We start from the raw sequence: 21,566 nt of genomic DNA, 5'->3' as shown, positions 1-21,566 counted from the left end.
TAAACACCGCCGCAAACAAAAGACCTGCCTTGCAGCCGAACCGCTGCCGGGCAGGTCTTTTTGCAAGGCTTAAACCACCTTGAAGCGGTCGATGAGCCCCTGAAGCTTCTCCGACAAGGAAGACAAGAAGCTGGCCAAAGCATCGATTTCCTGCATCGCGGCGAGTTGTTCCTCGGAAGCGGCGGACATGTTTTGCGCGTTCTCCGCGGTCTGGTTCGCGAACTTGACGATGTCCTCCAGCGAATGAACCAGCCTTTGCGAACTGTCGGAGAGCGCCTGTACGTTTCCGCTGACATCGGTTATAGCCTGAGCGGTAAATTCCGCCGAATTGCCGACATCGGCAAACGAATGCCCGGCGCTGCGGACCAGCTCCGCGCCGCGCCTAACTTCCAGGACGGTCTCGTCCATCGCCCGGCCGGTCGCTTCGATCTGGTTCACGATATGCTCGATCAACGCGGCGATTTGCCGGGCGGAGTCGGCCGACCGCTCCGCAAGCTTGCGGACGGAGGCGGCGACGACGGCAAAGCCGCTGCCGTGCTCCCCGGCCCGGGCCGCTTCGATCGAAGCGTTAAGCGCGAGCAGATTGGTTTCGGCGGTAATTTCCGTCATGATGTCCAGGATGCTTTGGACCTCTTTGGAATTGTCCCCAAGCCCCTGAATCAGCGAGGAAAGCTGCACGATTTTCAGCTCCATCGTCTCCATTTGCCCGCTGCCGAGGCGGATCGATTCCCTGCCTTGCCGCGATGCCTCGGACGATTGCCGTGCCGCCTGCGCCACGTTTTCGGCCCGGCTTGCGATTCTAGCGATCGTACCGGACATTTCGCGCAGGGCCTCCGAATTTGCCTCCAAATTGCGGAGCTGCGTCTCCGCGCCTTCCGCCAGCTTCTGCGTAATGTCCACGGTCTGCTCTCCCGCCCGCCCCGTCTGTTCGGCGCTGGCGGAAAGCTCCTGCGAAGAGGAAGCCACCTGCATGGACATATCGTTCACCTCGGAAATCAGCCGGCGTAAGCTGACGATCATTTCTCCGAAACCTCTCGTCAGCTTTCCTACCTCATCCCGGCTGCTTAGCAGCAGCGGCTTCACGGTCAAATCGCCTTGGGCGACGCGGTCGACCTGGCCCGACAAAGTTTCCAGCGGACGGATCATGCGGTGAATGAAGAAGTAAATAAACGCCACGGCGGCCAAAAATACGACCCCGCCGACGGCGAACGGCAGCGCGATGATATCCCAGGTGCGCTCCCCGATAATGGAAGCGTCGAAGTTAATGACCATCAGGCCGATGATCTCCTGGTTCGGATCGTGGCTTCTGTATATCGGTCCGTAACCGCTGAGCAGCTTGGCCCCATCGTAGTCATAAACCTTCGTATAAACGGAATGTTTCATCGTCATGATCATATCCCGGTCCTGCGGACTGAAGTAGAACGAATCCCCTGCCCGGTACCCGCGTTTTTGCAAATTTTCGTCAGCGGCGAGGATTTTGCCGTCCAGGGACATCAGGAACGCTTCCTTGAACAGCGGCTTATGGGCCACCGTCCAGTTCAGTCGTTTCTCCAGTTCCGTCAGGCCGGACCTGTCCCCTTGAGCCAATGCTTCGATATCCTTCGGATCGACGAGGCCGGTCGTTATGTTGGCGCAGCCTACGGTTTCGATGCCGACGGACTGTTCGACTTGGGCGTACGTCATCCGGTAACCGAAAAAACCGAGCAAAAGCCCGACGATAACGAGCAGTCCGATTAACACGGAAGTTATTTTTTGTGCGAATCCCATGGTTTCTCCCCTATCTTTTTTGCGGAATGATGTCTGAATATGTAGAATGGTCTAAGACACATTATAATGAGAAAATATTTGCATCAAATAAACAACGTCACTAAAAATAAAATATTGGGAAAAAAATCACAAGAGGTGACACGACATGACAGAAACCGGGGAGAAATGGCGTTTGTTCTTGGCGGTTCCCATTCCGGCCGAGGTGAAGCGGAAGCTGGACGACTGGTGCCGCCAGCGGCGGGACCGGCTGCCGTTCCGCAAATGGGTGCACGCGGAGGATTATCATATTACGGTGCAATTTTTGGGAGACATGCCGCCCGAGCGGCTGGGGGAATTGGAAACTTCCCTTACGAAAGCGGCCTTTGGCGTTGCCCCTTTTTCGCTGGAGGCGGGCGGCTGCGGCACCTTTGGCCGGCCGGCCAGTCCGAGCGTGCTGTGGGCCGGAGTGAAAGGGGACCTGCCGGCGCTGGGCCGGCTGCACCGAGAGGTTGCCGAAGCCAACCGGGAGCTTGGTTTCGTCCCCGAAGACCGGCGCTATAGCCCGCATATTACGCTGGCCCGCAAATACCGCGAAGACGCGGCGGCGATAAGCGCCGAGGCGCTGAAGGAGGCTGCCGCGTTCGGTTCGTGGACGGCGGACCGCTTGGTGGTCTACCGCACGCATATGCATGAACGCCCCATGTACGAGACGGTGGCCACCGTCAGCTTTAGCCAATGAAAAAAGGCCCTGGCGGGCCTGGCGGTTTTGCCGGTTAATTCCGGCCGGCGCTTTTTTCTCTCGCTCTGCTAGTTGGCCCGCTGCGCGGCATGGCTTTTGCCGGGGAGATGAGCTCTGGAGGACAAGCGGTCCGCCGTTTTCAGCATCTCCAGCACGCTTGCGGCGCATTGGCCCGGCCGGTAAGGCGAGGAAAGGGCGGTCCGCGTGCGGCGCGGCTGAACGGGGGCGGAATGCCCCTTGCCGCTGCGGATCAAGGCGAGCCAATCGTCCAAAACGTCCAGCGAAGTCAATTCGGAGCCATAGCCATGGCTGACGAAAAACTCGCGGTTTTTCTCCTCCTGCCCCGGAATCGCTTCGAAAAACAGCATCGGAATGCCTTTGGCCAACCCTTCGGTGCAGGTCATGCCCCCAGCCTTCGTGATCAAAAGATCGGCGGCGTCCATCCATTTGCTCACCTCGCGGGTGAAGCCGAGAACTTTCATGTGGGGATGCTGCAGGGCCGGGTGGTTGCGGAGCTTTTCGGCCAGCTTGCCGTTGCTTCCCACGCAGCACACGAATTGCACTTGATCCAGCCAACCCGCTATTCCGGCAATCAGCTCCTCGTCAAACAACAGTCCCCATCCCCCGCCCATCACAAGCACGGTGGGCATATTTTTGAGTCCCAGCTCGGCTCTGGCCTGAGCGGGGTCCTGCTTGACCCAGAATTCCGGATGGACGGGGATGCCGGTCACCTGGATTTTGGCCGGGCTTACGCCGCGGCCCAGCAGCAGCTCCTTTACCTCGGGCGCGGAGACGAGAAACCGGTCCACGCCGGGACTGATCCAGGAGCCGTGAGCATCGTAATCGGTAATGATCGTACATAACGGGATATCGATCCCGGACGCTTTCAGCCGCGACACGATGGCGGCCGGAATCGGATGCGTACAAACGATAAGATCGGGATCCAATTGATTGATCACATCCGCGGCATGCTGATAAAACATTTTATGAAGCGCCAGGCGCGTCAGTTTGCTCACGGGTTTTTCGTAATTTTTGCGGTAAAGCTTGCCGACCAGGGCCGGACTTGTGCTCACGGTCATCCGGTAAGCGGATATAATCCACGGAGCTACCGTCGGATGCAAAAACGACCCGAGCTCCATCACCTTCGTCTGGATATCCGGAGCGAGCTTTCTAAGCCCGGCGGCCAAAGCGTGTCCGGCCTGAGTGTGGCCGCTTCCGAATCCTTCCGATAAGATCAGTACTCTTTTTTTGCGCATGTCGTTCACCTGCTCCAAAGTTTAATCCGGATTCTCTCTTTTTCCTATGGATATTTTATTTCTTTTTTTCATCGGTTTAAAGGGGCTCGGGACGGGTACGGCGCTGGACCTTGGACGGGGAGGCGGCCGCAGATGGGGAATTCGGGCATGTCCCCAAAAGATGATAAAACACCTTGCAGCCGATACTTAATAGTGATAGAGTGAAAATTGACTTAATGACCAAAAATGATATTTCGTTTGATTTTTTTATGCGTTTATTTCTTAGATTATATCATGTACTTTGTACAAGGAGGTGTCCCTTATGGTACTGGTGGACCGCCGCAAGCAGGTCGTCGAAGCCGCGGAAAAATCGTTTTCGCTGTTCGGGTACAAAGCGACGACGATGGACCATGTGGCCAAAATCGCGAATGTGGCCAAAGGAACGATTTATACCTTTTTTAAGAACAAAGAGGAGCTGTTCGATGAAATCCTGCGCTCCGTGATTGTCGATATGCGCCGGATCGTTGAGCGTGAGGTGGACGAGAACAAGCCTTTTTTTGATAATTTGCACCGGGTGATGGATGCGATCTTGGAGTACCGGAGCGAGCATGAGCTGCTTATCAAGCTGTCGCAGGAAGTGCGGGAAATCGGCACGCCCAAGGCCCGCGAAGGTCTGGAACGGGTCGAGAACAACATTTTGGATTATCTGGAACGGCACATCTCCCGCTCGGCGGAGCGCAAAGAGATTCGCGATTTCGACCCCAAGCTGGTTTCGTTCGTGGTGTTCAAGCTGTACATCACCCTTACTTCGGATTGGAACAAAGCGCATAAACCTTTAAGCAAAGACCAGATCAAAAATTTCATCCGCGATTTTTTGGCAAGCGGACTGTCGCCGGTAAAATAAGCCGGGCAAACCCGCTATCTCGCCGATCATCATCCGTTTCCGGAACGTAAGGCCGGGAGCGGATTTTTTTTTGGCTGATATTCACACCGGAAGAATATCCTGCATAAGTAAGAACGCTTTCGCGGCAAGAAGCGGCAGAGTTCCCTGAAAAATATAATCAATAGTGCAAAAGAAATAGAATATAGTGCAAAAACAGACGTGACATTTTCCGTTAGAATAAAAGAAAGATTGTTCCGGGCTTATCCGGCCAAGCAAAGGTGATCAGACTCATGAAATGTTTCGTTAATTATCGCTTATTTTACTTATAGAAAGGTTGCGTCAGATGATGAAACACACCGTTACACCACCCAAGCAGGGACTGTACGATCCCGCTTTTGAAAAAGACGCTTGCGGCATGGGGTTTGTCGCCCATATCAAAGGCCGGGCCTCCCATGATATCGTCAGCAAAGCTTTGACGATGCTGGCGAACATGGAGCACCGGGGCGGTCAGGGCAGCGAACCGAATTCGGGGGACGGCGCAGGTATTTTACTGCAAATCCCGCATCGTTTTTTTGCTGCGGAAGCGCAAAGCCTTGGATTCGCTTTGCCCGAGCTGGGCCATTATGGCGTCGGCATGCTGTTTTTGCCGCATGACGAGGAGCTGCGCAGCAAGCAGGAGGCGCTGCTGACGCAAATTATCGAGGAGGAAGGCCAGCGGCTGATCGGCTTCCGCACCGTGCCTACCCGGGACGACATGCTCGGCAAATCGGCCAAGGAGGCCAAGCCGTTCGTACGCCAGGTGTTTATTGGACGCGCCGAAGGAGTGCGGGATGAGCTGGCCTTTGAACGCAAGCTGTACGTAATCCGCCGGCGGGCCGAATTGGCGATCCGGTACGGCGGGGCGGAGGGCGGAGACGCTTTTTACGTATCCAGCCTTTCCTGCCGCAAAGTGGTCTACAAAGGGATGCTGACGACGGAACAGGTCGGCCGGTTTTACCTGGATTTGAATGACGAACGCCTGGAATCCGCAATCGCGATGATTCACTCGCGCTTCAGTACGAACACGTTTCCGAGCTGGGAGCGGGCCCATCCGTACCGCTTTATGATTCACAACGGCGAGATCAACACCCTGCGCGGCAACGTGAACTGGATGCACGCACGCCAGTCGATGCTTGAAACCGATGCCTTCGGCGATGATCTGGAAAAAGTTAAACCGATCATCAATCCGGACGGTTCCGATACGGCGATGTTCGACAATACGTTTGAATTTCTGTATTTGAGCGGCCGTTCCCTGCCGCATGTGGCGATGATGATGGTCCCTGAACCTTGGGCCGGCCGGGACGATATGGATGACGATAAAAGAGCGTTTTACGAGTACCACAGCTCGCTGATGGAGCCTTGGGACGGACCCGCGGCGATGGGCTTTACCGACGGGATCCAGATCGGCGCGATTCTCGACCGGAACGGCCTGCGTCCGTCGCGTTATTATGTGACGAAAAACGATCTGATCGTGTTGTCGTCGGAGGTCGGGGTGCTCGATATCCCGGCGGAGGACGTACTGTACAAGGACCGGTTGCGCCCGGGGCGGATGCTGCTGGTGGACACGCGGGAAGGACGGATCATTTCCGACGAGGAAGTGAAATCGGCGATCGCCAAAGAGAACCCGTACCGCGAATGGTTAAGCGAGCATATGATCACGCTTGAGGACCTGCCGGAAGCGCCGGAGCTTCCCCAGGAAAGCCATGAGGATATCTCGCTGCGTCAAATGGCGTTCGGCTATACGTACGAGGATTTGCGCAAAGTATTCGAGCCGATGGCCTTGACCGGGGCGGAAAATATCGCTTCGATGGGCTACGATGCGCCGCTGGCCGTGCTGTCGGACCGGCCGCAGCGGCTGTACAACTACTTCAAGCAGATGTTCGCGCAGGTAACCAACCCGCCGATCGATGCGATCCGCGAGGAACTGGTTACTTCCACGATCACGACGATCGGGCCGGAGCGCAATTTGCTGAAGCCGGAGCCGGAAAGCTGCCGGCAAATCCGCCTCGATTCGCCGATTTTGTCCAACGAGGACTTTGCCAAGCTGCGCCATGTGCATCGTCCGGGATTCAAGGCGATCACGATTCCGATCCTGTTCCCGGCCGCTGAAGGAGCCGCAGGGCTGCGCAAGGCGCTCGATACGCTGTGCGAGGCGGCGGACCGCGTCATTGCCAAAGGCCACAACATCCTGATTTTGTCCGACCGCGACGTCGATCCGGAGAACGCGGCGATTCCCGCGCTGCTGGCGGTCTCCTGCCTGCACCACCATTTGATCCGCGAGGAGACGCGGACGAAGGTGAGCATTCTGCTGGAGTCCGGGGAGCCGCGCGAGGTTCATCATTTTGCGCTCCTGCTCGGCTACGGGGTCAGCGCCGTAAACCCTTATCTCGCGTTCGAAACGCTGCAGGATATGATCGGCCAAGGCATGCTGAAAGGCGTGTCGTACGAAAAAGCGGTCTACAACTTCATCAAGGCTGCAACCAAGGGCGTGGTCAAAACGCTGTCCAAGATGGGCATCTCGACAATCCAATCCTACCGCGGGGCGCAAATTTTCGAAGCGGTCGGTTTGGAGGCGTCGTTTGTCGACCGGTACTTTACATGGACGCCTTCCCGGATCGGCGGGATCGGGCTGAGCGAAGTGGCCAAGGAAACGCTCGACCATCACTTCCGGGCGTTTACCGACAAGGACGGCAAAGACAAGGTGCTGGATTCCATCGGGGAATACCAGTGGCGCGACGGCGGGGAAGAACACTTGTTCAACCCGCAGACGGTGCATCTGCTTCAACAGTCGGTGCGCACGGGCGACTATAAGGTGTATAAAAAGTTTGCCGAACTGGTTCAAGGAGAGAACGAAAAGTATCTCACGCTGCGTTCCCTGCTGGAGCTGAAGCCGGTTGGACCGAAGGTGCCGCTGGAGGAGGTCGAATCGGCGGAATCGATCATGCGCCGGTTCAAGACGGGCGCGATGTCGTTCGGCTCGATCAGCAAAGAGGCGCACGAGACGATCGCGATCGCGATGAACCGCATCGGCGGCAAGAGCAATACCGGCGAAGGCGGCGAGGACCCGGCGCGTTACGTGCCGGACGCAAACGGCGATTTGCGCCGCAGCGCGATCAAGCAGGTGGCCTCGGGCCGGTTTGGCGTCACTTCGCATTATTTGGTCAATGCGGATGAGATCCAAATCAAGATGGCCCAGGGGGCGAAACCGGGCGAAGGCGGACAGCTGCCGGGCCGCAAGGTGTATCCGTGGGTTGCGGAGGTGCGCGGATCGACGCCGGGCGTAGGCCTGATTTCGCCGCCGCCGCACCATGACATCTATTCGATCGAGGACTTGGCGGAACTGATCTACGACCTGAAGAACGCCAACCCGCAGGCTCGCATCAACGTTAAGCTGGTGTCCGAAGCCGGGGTCGGCACAATCGCGGCCGGGGTCGCCAAAGGCCGGGCGGACGTGATCCTGGTCAGCGGCTATGACGGAGGAACGGGGGCTTCGCCGCAAAGCTCGATCCGCCATGCGGGTCTGCCTTGGGAGCTGGGCCTCGCCGAAACCCATCAAACGCTGATGCTGAACAATCTGCGCGACCGCGTCGTGCTGGAAACCGACGGCAAGATGCTGACCGGACGGGACCTGGCCGTCGCCGCCCTGCTGGGCGCCGAGGAGTACGGCTTCTCAACGGCGCCGCTCGTGGCGGTCGGCTGCATCATGATGCGCGTCTGCCAGCTTGACACCTGCCCGGTTGGGGTGGCCACGCAAAATCCGGAGCTGCGGAAAAACTTCACCGGCGATCCGCAGCACGTGGTGAACCTAATGAAGTTTGTCGCCGAGGATCTGCGCGAATGGATGGCGGAACTTGGCTTCCGCTCGCTGGACGAAATGATCGGCCGCACCGACTGCCTGGATACTATTAAAGCAGTGGACCATTGGAAAAAGAGAGGCATCGACCTGAACTCGCTGCTGCATATGCCGGAGCTGCCAGAAGGCGGCAGCCGCTATTGCACGAAGCGGCAGAACCACGGGATCGAGGAGACGCTCGATGTGACGAAGCTGCTTCAAATCGCTGCGCCGGCGCTCGAGCGCGGGGAAGCGGTCAGCGCGCGCCTGCCGATCTGCAACGTCAACCGGGCGACCGGCACCGTGCTGGGCAGCGAGGTGACGCGCCGCTACGGAGCCGAAGGGCTGCCGGAGGACACGATCACGCTGCACTTCGAAGGTTCGGCGGGCCAAAGCTTTGGCGCCTTCATTCCAAAGGGCATGACGCTAACCGTGGAAGGCGACGCCAACGACTACACCGGCAAAGGGCTGTCCGGCGGCAAAGTGATCGTGAAGCCTTCGCCGCGGGCGACGTTCGTGCCTGAGGAGAACATTATCATCGGCAACACTTCGTTCTACGGCGCTACGAGCGGCGAAGCGTACATTCGCGGCATCGCCGGCGAACGGTTCGCGGTCCGCAACTCCGGCGCGAATGTTGTCGTCGAAGGCGTGGGCGACCACGGCTGCGAGTACATGACCGGCGGACGCGTTGTCGTCCTGGGTGGAACGGGCCGCAACTTTGCGGCCGGGATGTCCGGCGGGATCGCATACGTGCTCGACGAGAGCGGCGATTTTGCCGGCCGCTGCAACCTGGAGATGGTGCTGCTCGAAGCCGTGGAGGATCCGGCCGAAGCCGATCAGCTCCGCACGATGATCAGCCGCCATGTCCTGTACACGGACAGCGCGGTGGGGCGGCGCGTACTCGGCAATTGGAACGAATGCCTGCCGAAGTTCGTTCGCGTCATTCCGAAGGACTACAAACGGATGCTGGAGCAAATCCGCAAAGTGGAGAACGAAGGCCTTAAAGGCGAAGCGGCCCTGCTCGCCGCCTTCGAAGCCAACGCGCGCGAATTGGCCAGAGCTGGCAAGGACTGACGAGATAACGGCATATTGAAACGAATATACGAGAGTTAAACCGGAAAAACCCGGAGGACCTGCGTTGATCAGGCCTCCGGGTTTTTGTATAAGTGCGAGTTCAAAAAGTCAGGTTTTTAGCACCGAGACATACGCTTGCCTCTCGGCTGAACTTAAGATTCGAACTACTCCTTCTGGCTTGTTTGCTTCTTCAGTTTCGCTACTTGCTCTTCGGACAGCCTTGTAACTTTAATCCCCAGCGATGTCTCCATTCCCTCTCGAAGCATATTGAGTGCCGCCTTCTTCAAGCCTTCATCCTTCATCCTTCATCCTTCATCGTATCCCAAGCGCTTCCACGCAGGCATCAGTTCCATAATAGACTCACCCTCCTCCGGGTATTGTTGCTTCCGCAGTTCCACCTCCTTGTCCGTATCCCCCTGACCCGTGGCACGTTGGAAAAATCCAATAGAATTTCCGGATTGATGGCCACACTGATACATTCATTGGAAAAATCCAATAGATTTCTTCAAATCGGATCAATTTGCCGCTTTGTGGACCAATTCTATTGGAAAAATCCAATCAAACTTGCAGCGAGGGGCCCCATTTTAAATTCTATTGGAAATTTCCAATCAGAATTAACTCAAGTGTTATCCGAGGCAAGTAAAGTGAGAGAAAAACCGCCAGTAAATTTCAAAACGTTTCTAAATTGCTCTACGGAAGGAGCGCATGTTATACTAGGTTCAGACGAAGAACGTCCATTACGCATATCGTGGTATGCGTCGGGACGTTCTTTTTTTATGGTTAATGGGGAGGGAAGCTCATGGAGTTTGAAAAAGCTCATCAGGCGTTTTTAGAGTATCATTTGTCCGGCAGGGCGGGGGAAAGGAAAGGCAGGCTGCTTCGCGGGCATCAATATGCCGAGAAACTTCTATTGCAAAATGTGTGGTGGCCGCTGTTCGGAACTCTTGATAACCTGCACCCGGAGTATGAAGTGTATGATTGGAACCGAAAGTCGCAGTTTCTCGATTTTGCCTTTTTGCCGGCCTTCGGCCGCTTTGGTTTGGAGTGCGATGGGTTTCAAAGCCATGTTAAAGACATGGATCGTGAGAGGTTCAGCTATTCGCTGAATCGGGATACGTTTTTAACCGGGATGGGCTGGACAATGATCCATTTTTCCTTCGATGATGTGCAGCAGCGTCCCGAGGTATGTCGCATGCTGCTTCAGTTAGTGATCAGTCCTTACCTTCTGCGAGACGGCAGGGATCAGGGGTTGCCCGTCAGGGAGAAGGAAATTCTCCGTTTGGCTTGGAGGCTGGGCGGGCGCGTCCGGCCAAGGGACGTGATCCAAGAGCTTGATATCGACTTTAGGACCGCCCGCAATCGCCTTCGAGTCCTTTCGGCCAAAGGAATGTTGGGCCCTATCGAAACGGGACGTGGGGTTCGTGCATACGAGCTCCAGGAACTGGCATTAAACTATCTTCACTAGGCTCAAAAGAATTAGCACAGCAAAAAGGAACTGGGGAGCAGAAGGAGCGGGTTGGGTTGCCATGCAAGGCGTGCAGAAGGAGTAAACTTGTTTGTCCTTGCAAAGCGGCAGGCCGTGCAAAACTTAGCAGTAGGTCCGCAACTTATGTATAACTATAATCGTGTATTCTTCTATATAGGTTTGGCCTGGAAACAAGCGGGTTAAAGGGCATGCCCTTTTGTGGTAGAATATAGAAATATTCTTGATTATAATATTACCTGATTATAATGGTGAAGTTCGGTGATATCGTGCAATCAATGTGCCATGCATTCCAGGTGTTGTTTTGGCCAGGCATTATTTTTGTTGCACATTTTGAAGTATAATAAGAAGTTTCGAAGCAAGGAACTATCGACAAACAAGAAGTAAAGGGGGAGCAACATGACGGTGACGGAGGAGCCTGTTGTGCGGATTCAGGGCGTGAGCAAAACGATCGGCTCCAAGACGTTGATCGATTCTTTGACGCTGGACATTCCGGCGGGACAGGTGTACGGGTTTCTTGGGCCGAACGGGGCCGGGAAAACGACGACGATCCGGATGATGGTCGGCCTGATGTCGATCTCCAAAGGCGATATTTTCATTCAGGGGGCCAGTATCAAGCAGCATTTCGAACAGGCGATTTCGCATGTGGGGGCGATTGTGGAAAACCCGGAGATGTACAAGTTCCTGACGGGGTACCAAAATTTGCTGCATTACGCCCGGATGTCGCCGGGGGTGACGAAGCAGCGGATTTGGGAAGCGGTTGAGCTGGTGGGCCTGGAGCAACGCATCCACGACAAGGTGAAAACCTATTCGCTGGGGATGCGCCAGCGGCTTGGCGTGGCGCAAGCAATCCTGCACCGGCCCAAGCTGCTGGTGCTGGACGAGCCGACCAACGGCCTCGACCCGCAGGGGATTCGCGAGCTTCGCGATTACTTGCGGACGCTGGCCCGCGAGGAAGGCACGACCGTGTTCGTTTCCAGCCATTTGCTCGCGGAAATGGAGCTGATGTGCGATACGGTGGCCGTGATTCAGCAGGGGCGGCTCATCGACGTCAAACCGCTGCGGACGGAAGGGGAAGCGGAACAAGGGCGGGAAATCGCCTTTGAGGTTAGCGACCCGGAGCGGGCTGCCGGGGTAATCGGAGCCGGCCGCATTCAAAACAGCCGCCTGATCGTCGCGGCGGATCGGACCAAGGCGGCGGAAATCAACGCGAAGCTGGTCATGGCGAGCATTTCCGTTTATGAAATCCGGGCGTTGACGCGTTCGCTGGAGGATCAATTTCTGGAGCTTACGGGAGGTGGGCGCATTGAGTAATTTTTGGCGGCTCGTCCAAAACGAAAATATGAAAATATACCGCCGTTTGCGCACCTGGATCATGGCCGGACTGCTGGTTCTGCTGACGTTCCTGTTTGGGACTTTGTATGCGCTGGATGGAGGAATTTCCACGCTCAGCGCCTGGGACGCCGTGGATCAGCTGACCTTTCTGTATTATCTAGTCGGCATTTTCGCCGCCATCGCCGCCGCCGATGTGGTTGCCGGAGAATTTACGTGGGGAACGATCAAGCTGCTGCTGATTCGTCCTTGGACCCGCACGAAGGTGCTCGCTTCCAAGCTGCTGGCCGTGCTGTTGTTTACGCTGGCGATGTCGGCGGTGTTTTTTGCCGCGGCGCTGGCGGTCTCTTTTCTCATCTTTCCGGACATGCCTTCGGCCGTGTTTCCGGAAGGGGCAAGTCCGGCCCTGTCCATTCTGGAAAATTGGCTCTATAACTACATAAAGTTTTTCGTGATTACGATTTTTTCTTTCATGCTGTCCACGGTTTTTCGCTCCGGCGGACTTGCCATCGGTTTGTCCATTTTCATTTTGTTTGCTGGAGACCTGTTCGCGGCGCTGTTTAACCCGGTGCGCTTTCCGTGGGCCAAATACATCCTGTTCACCAATATGAATTTAAGCCAGTACTACGGCGGACGTACAGGACCCGCAGGAATGACGCTCGGCTTTTCATCGGCGGTGCTGGCCGCGTACGTCGTGCTGTTTCTTCTTATTTCCTGGTTTGTATTCAAAAAAAGGGATGTCGCGGCTTGACCGTCAAAGCAAAAAGTTCCCGTTGGCATCTGGCAGGCGGGAACTTTCATGGATACCCGGGGGGTTCCAGTGCCTTGGGCGCACCGGAGATTACCCTGCTTCCGGCTGCGCCGATTTTTTTCGCTTCTCCTTAGCGTTTGCGGGTGCGGGAGCAGGGGCGGGGGCGGCCGGTTCCATTTTGCTTGAGCCGTTGAGCTGCCCGCCTTCGAGAATGATCAGCTTGGCGACGTCGACATTTCCGTCAACCTGGCCGTTTCCCGTAATTGTCAGCTTCCCTCTTGTCGATATGTCGCCGACCACTTTGCCGGCCACGACCACTTCGCCGCCTTGAATATTCGAGCGGGCTTCTCCGGTCTCGCCGATCACGACCTGTCCCAGACACTCGATTTCACCGCTGAATTTTCCTTCCAGACGCAGGTTCGATTTGCACTCCAGTTTGCCTTCGATGCTGCTGCCTTGGCCGATTAACGTGTCGGTGAGTCCTGCGGCATTTTTCCTGTCTTTTAACATCGTTCACTTCAATCCTCCATACTTAGGATATTTACTTCAAATAGGGCAGGGGATCGACGGGTTTGCCGGCCTTCACGATTTCAAAATGAAGATGCGGCCCGGTGCTGCGCCCGCTGCTGCCCAGCTTGCCGATCTGCTGTCCTTTGTCGACCGTGTCTCCTTCGATAACGCCGATCTCGTTCAAATGCAAATACCAGCTTTGCAGGCCCCCGGGATGCTCGATCACGATATATCTCCCATGCGAGCTGTCCTTGTCGGTGGTGATGACTTTGCCGGCTCCGGCGGCGTAAACGGGATCGCCGAGCTTGCCGCCGATATCGATGCCGGCATGAAAAGCGGCCCGGCCGGAAAAAGGATCCGTCCGGTACCCGAAATTCGAAGTCAGCCGCGTGGACAGCGTGGGCCATTCCGAAGGCGTGCCGGAAATGGAGTATTGCGTTTGCCTTGCTTTTTTGAGCGTAACCGGGACGTTTTTCTCCATTTCATCCAGCATGTCGCTCATCATCGCAAAATCGTCGCTCGTCTCCCGGGCAAGGGTTTCAATTTCATTGTCGTGAACGGCGATAAATTCGCCGCCGATCCCGCTGTCCGCAAGCGAATCCTGCGAATTGTCCCAGGACAGGGAAGACAGCTTGCCCAGCTCCTTCGAATCGCCGTACTTATCGATGAATTTCTGAAGCTGGGCCTCCAGCTCCGCCACGCGTTCCATCCGGTCCATCATGTCCTTGGATTGTCCGGAAAGCGCAATCACTTCATTTTGCAGACGCTGGATCGCTTCGTTTTTGTCGGTAACGACCGCTTCAAAAGCGATGGTCTGCGATTTTAATTGTTTTTCCAGCCTGGAAACGGTGTGGTCCGATTGGATTTGCAGGCTGACGATCAGGCCGGAAATCGACAGCAGCGCCAGCAGCGGGACGGCAACAACGAGCGGCTTGGACACTTGAACTTGCTTGACGGGCTGGTTGGCGTCGCGAAGGACAAGCAGCGTCATCCGGTTAGGGTTCGGCAAGCTTACACTCCTCATGGCATCTCCTCCCCTACTTCTCGAGTTGGTTCTATATCTTATCTATTCCTATGACTCTTAAATCATGTCAAAAATGTAATCCCTGTCTGATATAAATCGCGTTTTACGTACGAACCGTCATACAAGGCGAGCGGGATGAATAAACCGGAGGCCGGATGGTTAAAGCTGATGGCTAGGGGAGGCTGAGCCTATGATCTGGTTGCTTGTAGTTTTACTCGCGTACATCGCTCCAATCGCTATGATTCTCATTTTGGAGTTCAGGAACCCTAGCAAGGCCGTGGCTTGGATGTTTATTTTGTTCCTCTGTCCGTTCATTGGATTCATTACCTATTATTTCGTGGCGAAGGATTACACCAAACGCAAATGGCTGCGGCTCCGCAGCCGGCGGCCGTTTCCCGAAGCCCAGGCGAAGCTGCGGAAGCGGATGTCTATCGTAAGCACGGCCGAAGAGGCGCAGAATCCGGCTTTTCAAAATCAAAAACGGCTGTTCGGGCTGCTGACGCATTGGCCGAAAAGTCCCATCACGGGCCGCAATCAAACGCAGGTATACTCGGAGGGCGAAACCGCTTTTTCCGCTATGCTGGAGGAAATGGAGAAGGCGAAGGACCACATCCATGTACAATTTTACATTTTCCGCGCCGACGGGATTGGCTCCCGATTTCAGGAGGTCATGATCCGCAAGGCGAAAGAAGGGGTGAAGGTGCGGCTGCTTTGCGACGGCTTGGGCAGTTATCTGCTGCGGGCTTCCTTTGTCCGCAGGCTGCGGGCGGAGGGAGTGGAGGTTTATTTCTTCCTGCCGCCGCTGACCGCTTTGCAGAGCCGCCGGTTGAATTACCGCAATCATCGCAAAATTATCGTTGTGGACGGAACCGTTGGCTTTGTGGGCGGGCTGAATGTCGGGGACGATTATTTGGGGCTGTACGCTAAAACCGGATACTGGAGAGATACGCATTTGCAGCTGCGCGGCGATGCCGTTTATTTTTTGCAGATGACGTTTGTGCACGACTGGCGGCTGGCTTCCGGCCAGCGGATCGAAGGACCGGGCTTGTTTCCCGACCATCGCTGCGAGGGCAGGGAGCAGGTGCAAATTTTAACGAGCGGCCCGGGCCAGCCGAGGAACAACATCCGGGAAATGTGCTTTGGCGCGATGTCGGTGGCGACACGGAGAATCTGGATCGCATCGCCTTATTTCATCCCGGACGAGGCGGTTTATACGGCTTTAAAAACGGCGGCCCTCAGCGGAGTCGAAGTGATCGTCATTTTGCCGTATCACGCCGATCACCGGCTGGTCAAGCTGGCTTCGCTGTCGTACGTTGAGGAACTGCTGGCCGCCGGGGTGAAGTTCTATCAGTATACGAAGGGTTTTATCCACGCCAAAGTCCTGCTGGTCGATGATTTGCTTGCTTCCGTCGGAACGGCGAATATGGATATGCGCAGCTTTTTCTACAATTTTGAAATGACCGCGCTGCTGTTCGATCAGGGACCGATCGCAAAACTCGCGGACGATTTCGAACGGGATATATCCGACTCGGTCCCGATCCGGCTTGCGGAATTTGCCCGGCGTTCGCGCTGGCAAAAAGGAATGGAGCTGCTTGCGCGTTTGCTGTCGCCTTTACTGTAGCCTTTGCTGTAGCGGGTTACACCTTCACGGGGCCGCGCAAATGCTGCAGAATCAGCTTGACGGACTGGGGCGGAACGGCCGCCAGCAAATCCCTGCGTTCCTTCAGGCGCCGGCCGATGTTCAGCAGGTTGAAGTCGGACGGTTTGGGATCCTTGCGCACCTCCTCCCAAGTCAAAGGCGTCGAGACGCTGGCTGCGGCGCGGGCTCTCGGCGTGTATGGCGCGGCCAGCGTTTTGCCGCCGTAATGCTGCAGATAGTCGAAATAGATTTTGTCGCCCCGGTCCTTTTTCAACCGTTCGATGGTGAACAGGCCCGGATGTTTTTCGGTGACGTAGCGGGCCACAAAGTGGCCGATGGAGCGCAATTCATCGAAGGTAACTCCGTATTCGACGGGGACGATGATCTGCACGCCGGTGGCCCCCGACGTTTTGGGCACGGAGGCAAGTCCCAATGAAGCCAAAACATCGCCGACGATGGCGGCCGCCTCCATGATCCGCGGCTCTTCCTCCCGGGACGGATCGAGGTCGATCATCCATTCGCAGGGCAAGCTTTCCCCTACGTAATGCAGCGAAGGATGAAATTCAATGCAGGCCAAATTGCCCAGCCAGAGCAGGACGGGCAGGCTGTCCATAACGACGTACCGGATGTTCTCGTGCAGCGCCGTGCGCACGAACGGCGGGAGCGGGTCGGGCGCGTTTTTCTGGTAAAAAAATTTGCCGTGGATGCCCCCGGGATAACGGATCGTCGTCAGCAGGCGGTTTTTGCAGTATTTCAGCAGGTACGGCGACAGCTCGGCGAGCTTCTCCAAATAGATCCGTTTGCTGATGCCGGCTTCCGGCCAGAGCAGCTTGTCGGGATTGGATACGGGCACTTCCGCGCCATCGACGAGGATGGTGCCTTTGATCGATTTCGGCATGCGCTTGGGACAGCTCCTTTCAAGCGGGAAGGTCGGTTGGCTGGGGCGATCCGGCCGCGCTTCCCGCGGGGTTATTATCTCTAGGCTTGCCTGGGGGCGCGGAAACTATGAGCCGGCGGGAGAATGGAGCTTGGCGGCGATGGGCAAACTTGGAAACATAACGCTGCACGTATCTTTTTCTGACGGATGGAGGCAAACACTTATGGATTTAAAACCGGTCGCGCCGTTTGAACCGATTCGCAGCGAAACGATCCCGCAGGGGGAAAACTGGGTGGCCCAGGTCAAATGGGACGGCGTGCGGATGCTGACCTACCGTGACGGGCGGGAGACGCGCCTCATCAACCGCAAAGGCAACGACCGGACGGCGCAATATCCGGAATTCATCGACGTCCCCTCGTACTGCCGGGCGAGCTCGGTCATCCTTGACGGGGAGATGATCGCTTTATCCGGGGGCAAGCCTTCTTTTCATGAGATCATGCGGCGCGACAGCCTGCGGCGGGAACGGGAAATCCGCTTTGCGAGCGGACGGATTCAGGCCATTTACATGATTTTTGATATTTTATATTACGACGGCGGCTGGGTGACCGGACGTACGCTGGCCGAACGCCAGCAGCTGCTGCAGGAGATCGTCGTTCCCGGCGACCGGGTGCAGCTTGTTCCCAATACCCGGGATGGACAGCTTCTGTTTAACCTGATGAAAGAGCGGGGCTGGGAAGGCATCGTCTGCAAAAAGCTTGACAGCCCGTACCTGATCGGCGGCAAGGATGGCAGATGGGTCAAGCGGAAGCTGGCCCGGGATCTGCATGCGGCGATCGGAGGCGTTACGTACCGGGACGGCATCGTTAACGCGATATTGCTCGGCTTATATGACGACGAAGGGCGGTTTTTGTACATCGGACATGCGGGGACGGGAAAATGGAAGGTTCGGGAGTGGCGCGAGCTGACCGCCAAGATTCCGGGGCTCGCCGTGCCGGAGCGGCCGTTTTACAACGTGCCCGAACGCATCAAAGGGGCCGTCTGGATTCAGCCGGCCCTGACCGTAAAAGTGCAATTTCTGGAGTGGACGCCCGGCGGAACGATGCGCCACCCGATCATACAAGGCTGGGGGGGCGTCCCGGCGGAGGAATGCAGCGTTTCGCAAAACATGTAGCGTCCGGCCCGTTATTCGGCTTTCGTTTTGGCGGGGCTTTTGCGTTTCGGCTTCGGTTTGACCGCGACGGTTGGCGTTCCTCCCGTTGCTGCGCCTCCCGTTGCTGCGCCTCCCGTTGCTGCGCCTCCCACTGCACCCCTTCCCGCTACCGCTCCTTCCTCCGGCTGCGCTTTGGCTTTTTTGGCGGCGGGCTTGCGCGTTCGTTTGGCGGGGGCGGGGCCGGGATCGGTCGCAACCGGTTTGACCGCCTCGATGCTGGCCTGCAGCGCGGCCATCAGGTCGATGACATTGGTCTCCGGTTTCGCCGGAGCCAGGCTGATCTCCTCGCCGGACACCTTGTGCTCGATCAGTTCAAGCAGCGCCTCCCGGTAGTCGTCGGTATATTTTTCCGGCTCAAACGGGGTGGACAACTGCTCGATCAGCAATTTGGCCATCGTCAGCTCTTTGTCGTTGACTTGAATCGTTTCCGGGAGGTTGGGGACTTGGGAAATCGGCCGGATTTCATCGGGATAAAAAATCGTCTCCACCGCCAGGCAGCCCTCCAGCACCCGAATCGCCGCCAGGCTGCTTTTGGAGCGGATGGCGATTTTGGCGATGCCGATTTTCCCCGACTGCTTCATCGCTTCGAGCAGCAGTTGGTAGGCGTTCGAGCCCGCCTGATCGGGCGAGAGGTAATACGTTTTTTGAAAATAAATCGGATCGATCTCTTCCAAATCGACGAAATCGAGAATGGTGATCGTTTTTTCGACGTGATCGTTCAGCTGCTCAAGCTCCTCTTTTTCAAACAGGACGAATTTCCCTTTTTCGTATTCGTAGCCGCGGGAAATTTCCTCCCAGTTGACATCGACATCGCAAGCCGGACAGCGCCGGACATAGGAGATCGGGCTGCCGCACACTTTGTGGATATATTTCATGGAGATGTCCTTGTCCTCCGTGGCGGAAAACATTTTGACGGGAACATGGACCAGCCCGAAGCTGATCGCCCCTTTCCAGACGGTATGCATGAGGGGATGGCTCCTTTCTTTTTAGGCGTTAGGCGATTTATGCATGTTTATGTGGTTTATGCGGCTGAATTGGTTGCTCAGTTGGCGCATGAAACGCTCATAGGTCTTATTATGGTTTTAAAATATTTTTCTATTAGCGGGGGTTTCGAATCGAAACTATCGTCCGCCGGAGCTCTGACGGTTGTAGCAGCGGCTATTTTACGAAAAAGGATCTTTTCTAAATTCTAACGGTTGCAGGCGCCGTTATTTGCCTGAAAAGACGCCGGTTTGATTTCTAACGGACAGGGGAGTCGCTATTTGCCGGGTAAAGGCCAGATATGTCACTGGCGTTGCATTAACGCCTACACAAAATCTCTGGTACACCTAGCCGGCTATTCCATTTGAGATCACGCCAGAAAATCTAACGGTTGTATTAGTCGCTATTTTGCCAAAAAAGTCCCTTTCTAAATTTTAACGGTTGTGAGCGCGGTTATCTGCTCTAATCTGAGCCCAAATACCCGGGTTATAGCTAAATAAGCGCTATGGCAACCGTTAGAGTGGTTGTGACCGCAAAAAATTGGCCGATTTTGGAACTCTCATGGGGAAAAATCCTGTAGAATACGCTCAAATTGCCCAGTTTGCATCCTACCGTGCCTCATCTATTGGAAATATCCAATCAGGATGCTATATTTACTATTAATTTACAATTCTATTGGAGATTTCCAAGCACAACAACCGTATTGAACAGATAGGTTTCGTGGTTGCGGGGGCTTCGGCGGACCGATATAATGGGGACATACGTTTTTTTGCGATCGTTTCATCCGGCGGGCCGTAAGGACGGGGCCTTCAAGGGCCACGGGGCTATACTGGCTCGCTTAAAGGTGGTTGAGCATGGTGGAATTTGACAAACCCTTTGCTTCGTACGTTTATGAGGCCGAGGATCTGCACGGAACGGAAAAACTGGCGGCCCATTTGGCCCGGCAGGCGCTGCCGGGAACGGTGATCGCGCTGGACGGCGATTTGGGAGCGGGGAAGACGGCGTTTTCCCAATTGTTCGCGAGACACCTGGGGGTAACGGACACGGTCAACAGTCCGACGTTTACGTTGATCAAAGAATACGAGGGCAGGCTGCCGTTTTATCATATGGACGTGTACCGGTTGTCGCTGGAAGAGGCCGAGGAGCTGGGGCTTGACGAATATTTTTACGGGGCGGGCGTTTCTCTGGTGGAGTGGGCCAGCCTGATTGAGGAGCTGCTTCCGGCAAATTTGCTGCAAATCTATATCGAAACCGTGTCGGCCACGGCGCGGAAAATGCATATCAAAGGGCGGGGCGAACCCTATGAAGCGTGGGTGTCCGCCCTGCAAAAGAATGGGGTCTCCTGAAGATGAACAACAATTACGAACAGCGGCCGCAGCAGCGGCTTTTGGCGTTTGACACCTCGACGTCGTCGCTGGCGGTAGCGGTCATGGAGGATGGCCGGTTGCTGGCCGAGCGGAGCATGCACGCCGAACGGGATCATTCGTCGCTTTTGGTTACGGCGATCAAGGAATGTCTGGACGCGGCGGGGCTGTCCAAACGGGAATTGACCGGGATCGCCGCCGGGGTCGGGCCAGGCTCGTATACCGGAATCCGGATCGCCGTCACGACGGCCAAAACTTTGGCCTGGGCGCTGCGGCTGCCGGTATATGGCGTCTCGAGCCTGGAGGCGCTGGCGCTGGGCGGCTGGGCCGGCGCCAGCGGGCAGGACGCGGCCAAGCTGGGCGCTTGGGCCGCTGCCCCGGCTGAAGCCGGCCGGGCCAAGCCGGCCGCCGAGAACCGCCGCTACGCCGGCGGCCACTGGATCGTGCCGCTGGTGGACGCGCGGCGCGGCCAGGCCTATACGGCGCTGTTTGCCGCGCCGGCGTCCGGCGGCTGGCCGCAGCGGCTCGCGCCCGACGCCATCCGGCTAATGGACGGCTGGGCCGGCGAGCTGTTGCAGCGCCTTACCGCGCTGGAGCCGCAGGAGCGCCCGGCCGCGGTTTGGTTTGTGGGCGAAACCGGGAAGCACGAAGCGGCCATTGGCCAGCTGCGTTCCGCCGCGTTGGCGCCGGTCCATCCGGTCCCTTACGAACTGGAAGGTATCTTCATGGGAATGGCCGGCGTGAAGCGGCTGCGGACGTTTCCGGCCGACGAGGTTCATTCGCTTGAGCCGAACTATACCCAGTTGGCCGAAGCGGAAGCCAAGCGGCTGCGCAACGGGTGAAGGGG

At 56.6% G+C, this 21,566-nt stretch carries 17 protein-coding genes; 10 read left to right on the top strand and 7 right to left on the bottom strand.

The genetic code is table 11. The annotated features are described in order from the left end of the window. Window positions 1-69: 69 nt before the first annotated feature. Window positions 70-1,767: a methyl-accepting chemotaxis protein gene (locus tag DYE26_RS15700; RefSeq protein WP_036625311.1), complete on the bottom strand. Its 1,698-nt coding sequence runs from the start codon at window positions 1,765-1,767 to the stop codon at window positions 70-72. A gap of 145 nt (window positions 1,768-1,912) precedes the next feature. Here DYE26_RS15700 and thpR point away from each other — a divergent pair, with 145 nt between their 5' ends. After that, the gene (gene thpR / locus DYE26_RS15695; protein ID WP_036625308.1) at window positions 1,913-2,485 is read left to right on the top strand and encodes an RNA 2',3'-cyclic phosphodiesterase; all 573 of its coding nucleotides are present in this window, start codon (window positions 1,913-1,915) and stop codon (window positions 2,483-2,485) included. A gap of 68 nt (window positions 2,486-2,553) precedes the next feature. Here thpR and DYE26_RS15690 read toward each other — a convergent pair whose 3' ends face one another. Beyond that, window positions 2,554-3,741 carry a UDP-N-acetylglucosamine--LPS N-acetylglucosamine transferase gene (locus tag DYE26_RS15690; protein ID WP_036625306.1) on the bottom strand — a complete coding sequence of 396 codons (1,188 nt, stop codon included), beginning with the start codon at window positions 3,739-3,741 and terminating at the stop codon, window positions 2,554-2,556. A 301-nt stretch (window positions 3,742-4,042) separates the two neighbouring features. Here DYE26_RS15690 and DYE26_RS15685 point away from each other — a divergent pair, with 301 nt between their 5' ends. Both DYE26_RS15685 and gltB read left to right on the top strand, forming a co-directional pair. Continuing rightward, complete coding sequence (locus DYE26_RS15685; RefSeq protein ID WP_036625304.1) at window positions 4,043-4,624, top strand: TetR/AcrR family transcriptional regulator; 582 nt, start codon at window positions 4,043-4,045, stop codon at window positions 4,622-4,624. Window positions 4,625-4,949: 325 nt separating this feature from the next. Then, window positions 4,950-9,548, top strand: a complete 4,599-nt coding sequence (gene gltB, locus DYE26_RS15680; RefSeq protein WP_036628647.1) for a glutamate synthase large subunit — start codon at window positions 4,950-4,952, stop codon at window positions 9,546-9,548. Window positions 9,549-9,712: 164 nt separating this feature from the next. Here gltB and DYE26_RS33470 read toward each other — a convergent pair whose 3' ends face one another. Then, the gene (locus DYE26_RS33470; RefSeq protein WP_164815239.1) at window positions 9,713-9,850 is read right to left on the bottom strand and encodes a hypothetical protein; all 138 of its coding nucleotides are present in this window, start codon (window positions 9,848-9,850) and stop codon (window positions 9,713-9,715) included. A 497-nt stretch (window positions 9,851-10,347) separates the two neighbouring features. Between DYE26_RS33470 and DYE26_RS15675 the strand changes: the two genes are divergently transcribed. The 3 genes from DYE26_RS15675 (at window position 10,348) to DYE26_RS15665 (ending at window position 13,114) form a co-directional block, all read left to right on the top strand. Beyond that, the gene (locus tag DYE26_RS15675) at window positions 10,348-11,013 is read left to right on the top strand and encodes a PDDEXK family nuclease (RefSeq protein WP_036625302.1); all 666 of its coding nucleotides are present in this window, start codon (window positions 10,348-10,350) and stop codon (window positions 11,011-11,013) included. Window positions 11,014-11,430: 417 nt separating this feature from the next. Then, complete coding sequence (locus DYE26_RS15670) at window positions 11,431-12,345, top strand: ABC transporter ATP-binding protein (RefSeq protein WP_036625298.1); 915 nt, start codon at window positions 11,431-11,433, stop codon at window positions 12,343-12,345. Further along, window positions 12,338-13,114, top strand: coding sequence for an ABC transporter permease (locus tag DYE26_RS15665; RefSeq protein ID WP_036625297.1), 777 nt, complete (start codon window positions 12,338-12,340; stop codon window positions 13,112-13,114). The genes DYE26_RS15670 and DYE26_RS15665 overlap by 8 nt, the downstream gene beginning before the upstream one ends. Window positions 13,115-13,204: 90 nt before the next feature. On the opposite strand, the gene DYE26_RS15660 is transcribed toward DYE26_RS15665, so the two are convergent. Both DYE26_RS15660 and DYE26_RS15655 read right to left on the bottom strand, forming a co-directional pair. Beyond that, window positions 13,205-13,624, bottom strand: coding sequence for a bactofilin family protein (locus DYE26_RS15660; RefSeq protein WP_036625294.1), 420 nt, complete (start codon window positions 13,622-13,624; stop codon window positions 13,205-13,207). A 31-nt stretch (window positions 13,625-13,655) separates the two neighbouring features. Next, window positions 13,656-14,648: a M23 family metallopeptidase gene (locus DYE26_RS15655; RefSeq protein WP_036625292.1), complete on the bottom strand. Its 993-nt coding sequence runs from the start codon at window positions 14,646-14,648 to the stop codon at window positions 13,656-13,658. 190 nt (window positions 14,649-14,838) lie between these two features. Here DYE26_RS15655 and cls point away from each other — a divergent pair, with 190 nt between their 5' ends. Then, a complete protein-coding gene (gene cls, locus DYE26_RS15650; protein ID WP_036625291.1) occupies window positions 14,839-16,269 on the top strand; it encodes a cardiolipin synthase in 1,431 nt (476 codons plus the stop codon). 16 nt (window positions 16,270-16,285) lie between these two features. On the opposite strand, the gene ligD is transcribed toward cls, so the two are convergent. Further along, complete coding sequence (gene ligD / locus DYE26_RS15645; protein ID WP_036625289.1) at window positions 16,286-17,185, bottom strand: non-homologous end-joining DNA ligase; 900 nt, start codon at window positions 17,183-17,185, stop codon at window positions 16,286-16,288. A 202-nt stretch (window positions 17,186-17,387) separates the two neighbouring features. On the opposite strand from ligD, the gene DYE26_RS15640 reads away from it, so the two are divergent. After that, window positions 17,388-18,335: an ATP-dependent DNA ligase gene (locus DYE26_RS15640; RefSeq protein WP_036628646.1), complete on the top strand. Its 948-nt coding sequence runs from the start codon at window positions 17,388-17,390 to the stop codon at window positions 18,333-18,335. Between the two features lie 11 nt (window positions 18,336-18,346). Here the strand turns inward: DYE26_RS15640 and ku are convergent, their stop codons facing one another. Next, the gene (ku, locus tag DYE26_RS15635) at window positions 18,347-19,339 is read right to left on the bottom strand and encodes a non-homologous end joining protein Ku (protein WP_036625286.1); all 993 of its coding nucleotides are present in this window, start codon (window positions 19,337-19,339) and stop codon (window positions 18,347-18,349) included. Between the two features lie 870 nt (window positions 19,340-20,209). Between ku and tsaE the strand changes: the two genes are divergently transcribed. After that, window positions 20,210-20,701, top strand: coding sequence for a tRNA (adenosine(37)-N6)-threonylcarbamoyltransferase complex ATPase subunit type 1 TsaE (gene tsaE / locus DYE26_RS15625; protein WP_036625281.1), 492 nt, complete (start codon window positions 20,210-20,212; stop codon window positions 20,699-20,701). Window positions 20,702-20,703: 2 nt separating this feature from the next. Further along, window positions 20,704-21,561: a tRNA (adenosine(37)-N6)-threonylcarbamoyltransferase complex dimerization subunit type 1 TsaB gene (tsaB, locus tag DYE26_RS15620; RefSeq protein WP_036625279.1), complete on the top strand. Its 858-nt coding sequence runs from the start codon at window positions 20,704-20,706 to the stop codon at window positions 21,559-21,561. Window positions 21,562-21,566: the final 5 nt, after the last annotated feature.

This window comes from Paenibacillus macerans (genome assembly GCF_900454495.1).
GTDB classification, from domain to species: Bacteria; Bacillota; Bacilli; order Paenibacillales; family Paenibacillaceae; genus Fontibacillus; species Fontibacillus macerans.
The sequence above is the reverse complement of the archived record's forward strand: the minus strand, read 5'-3'. Positions and strand labels throughout refer to the sequence as shown.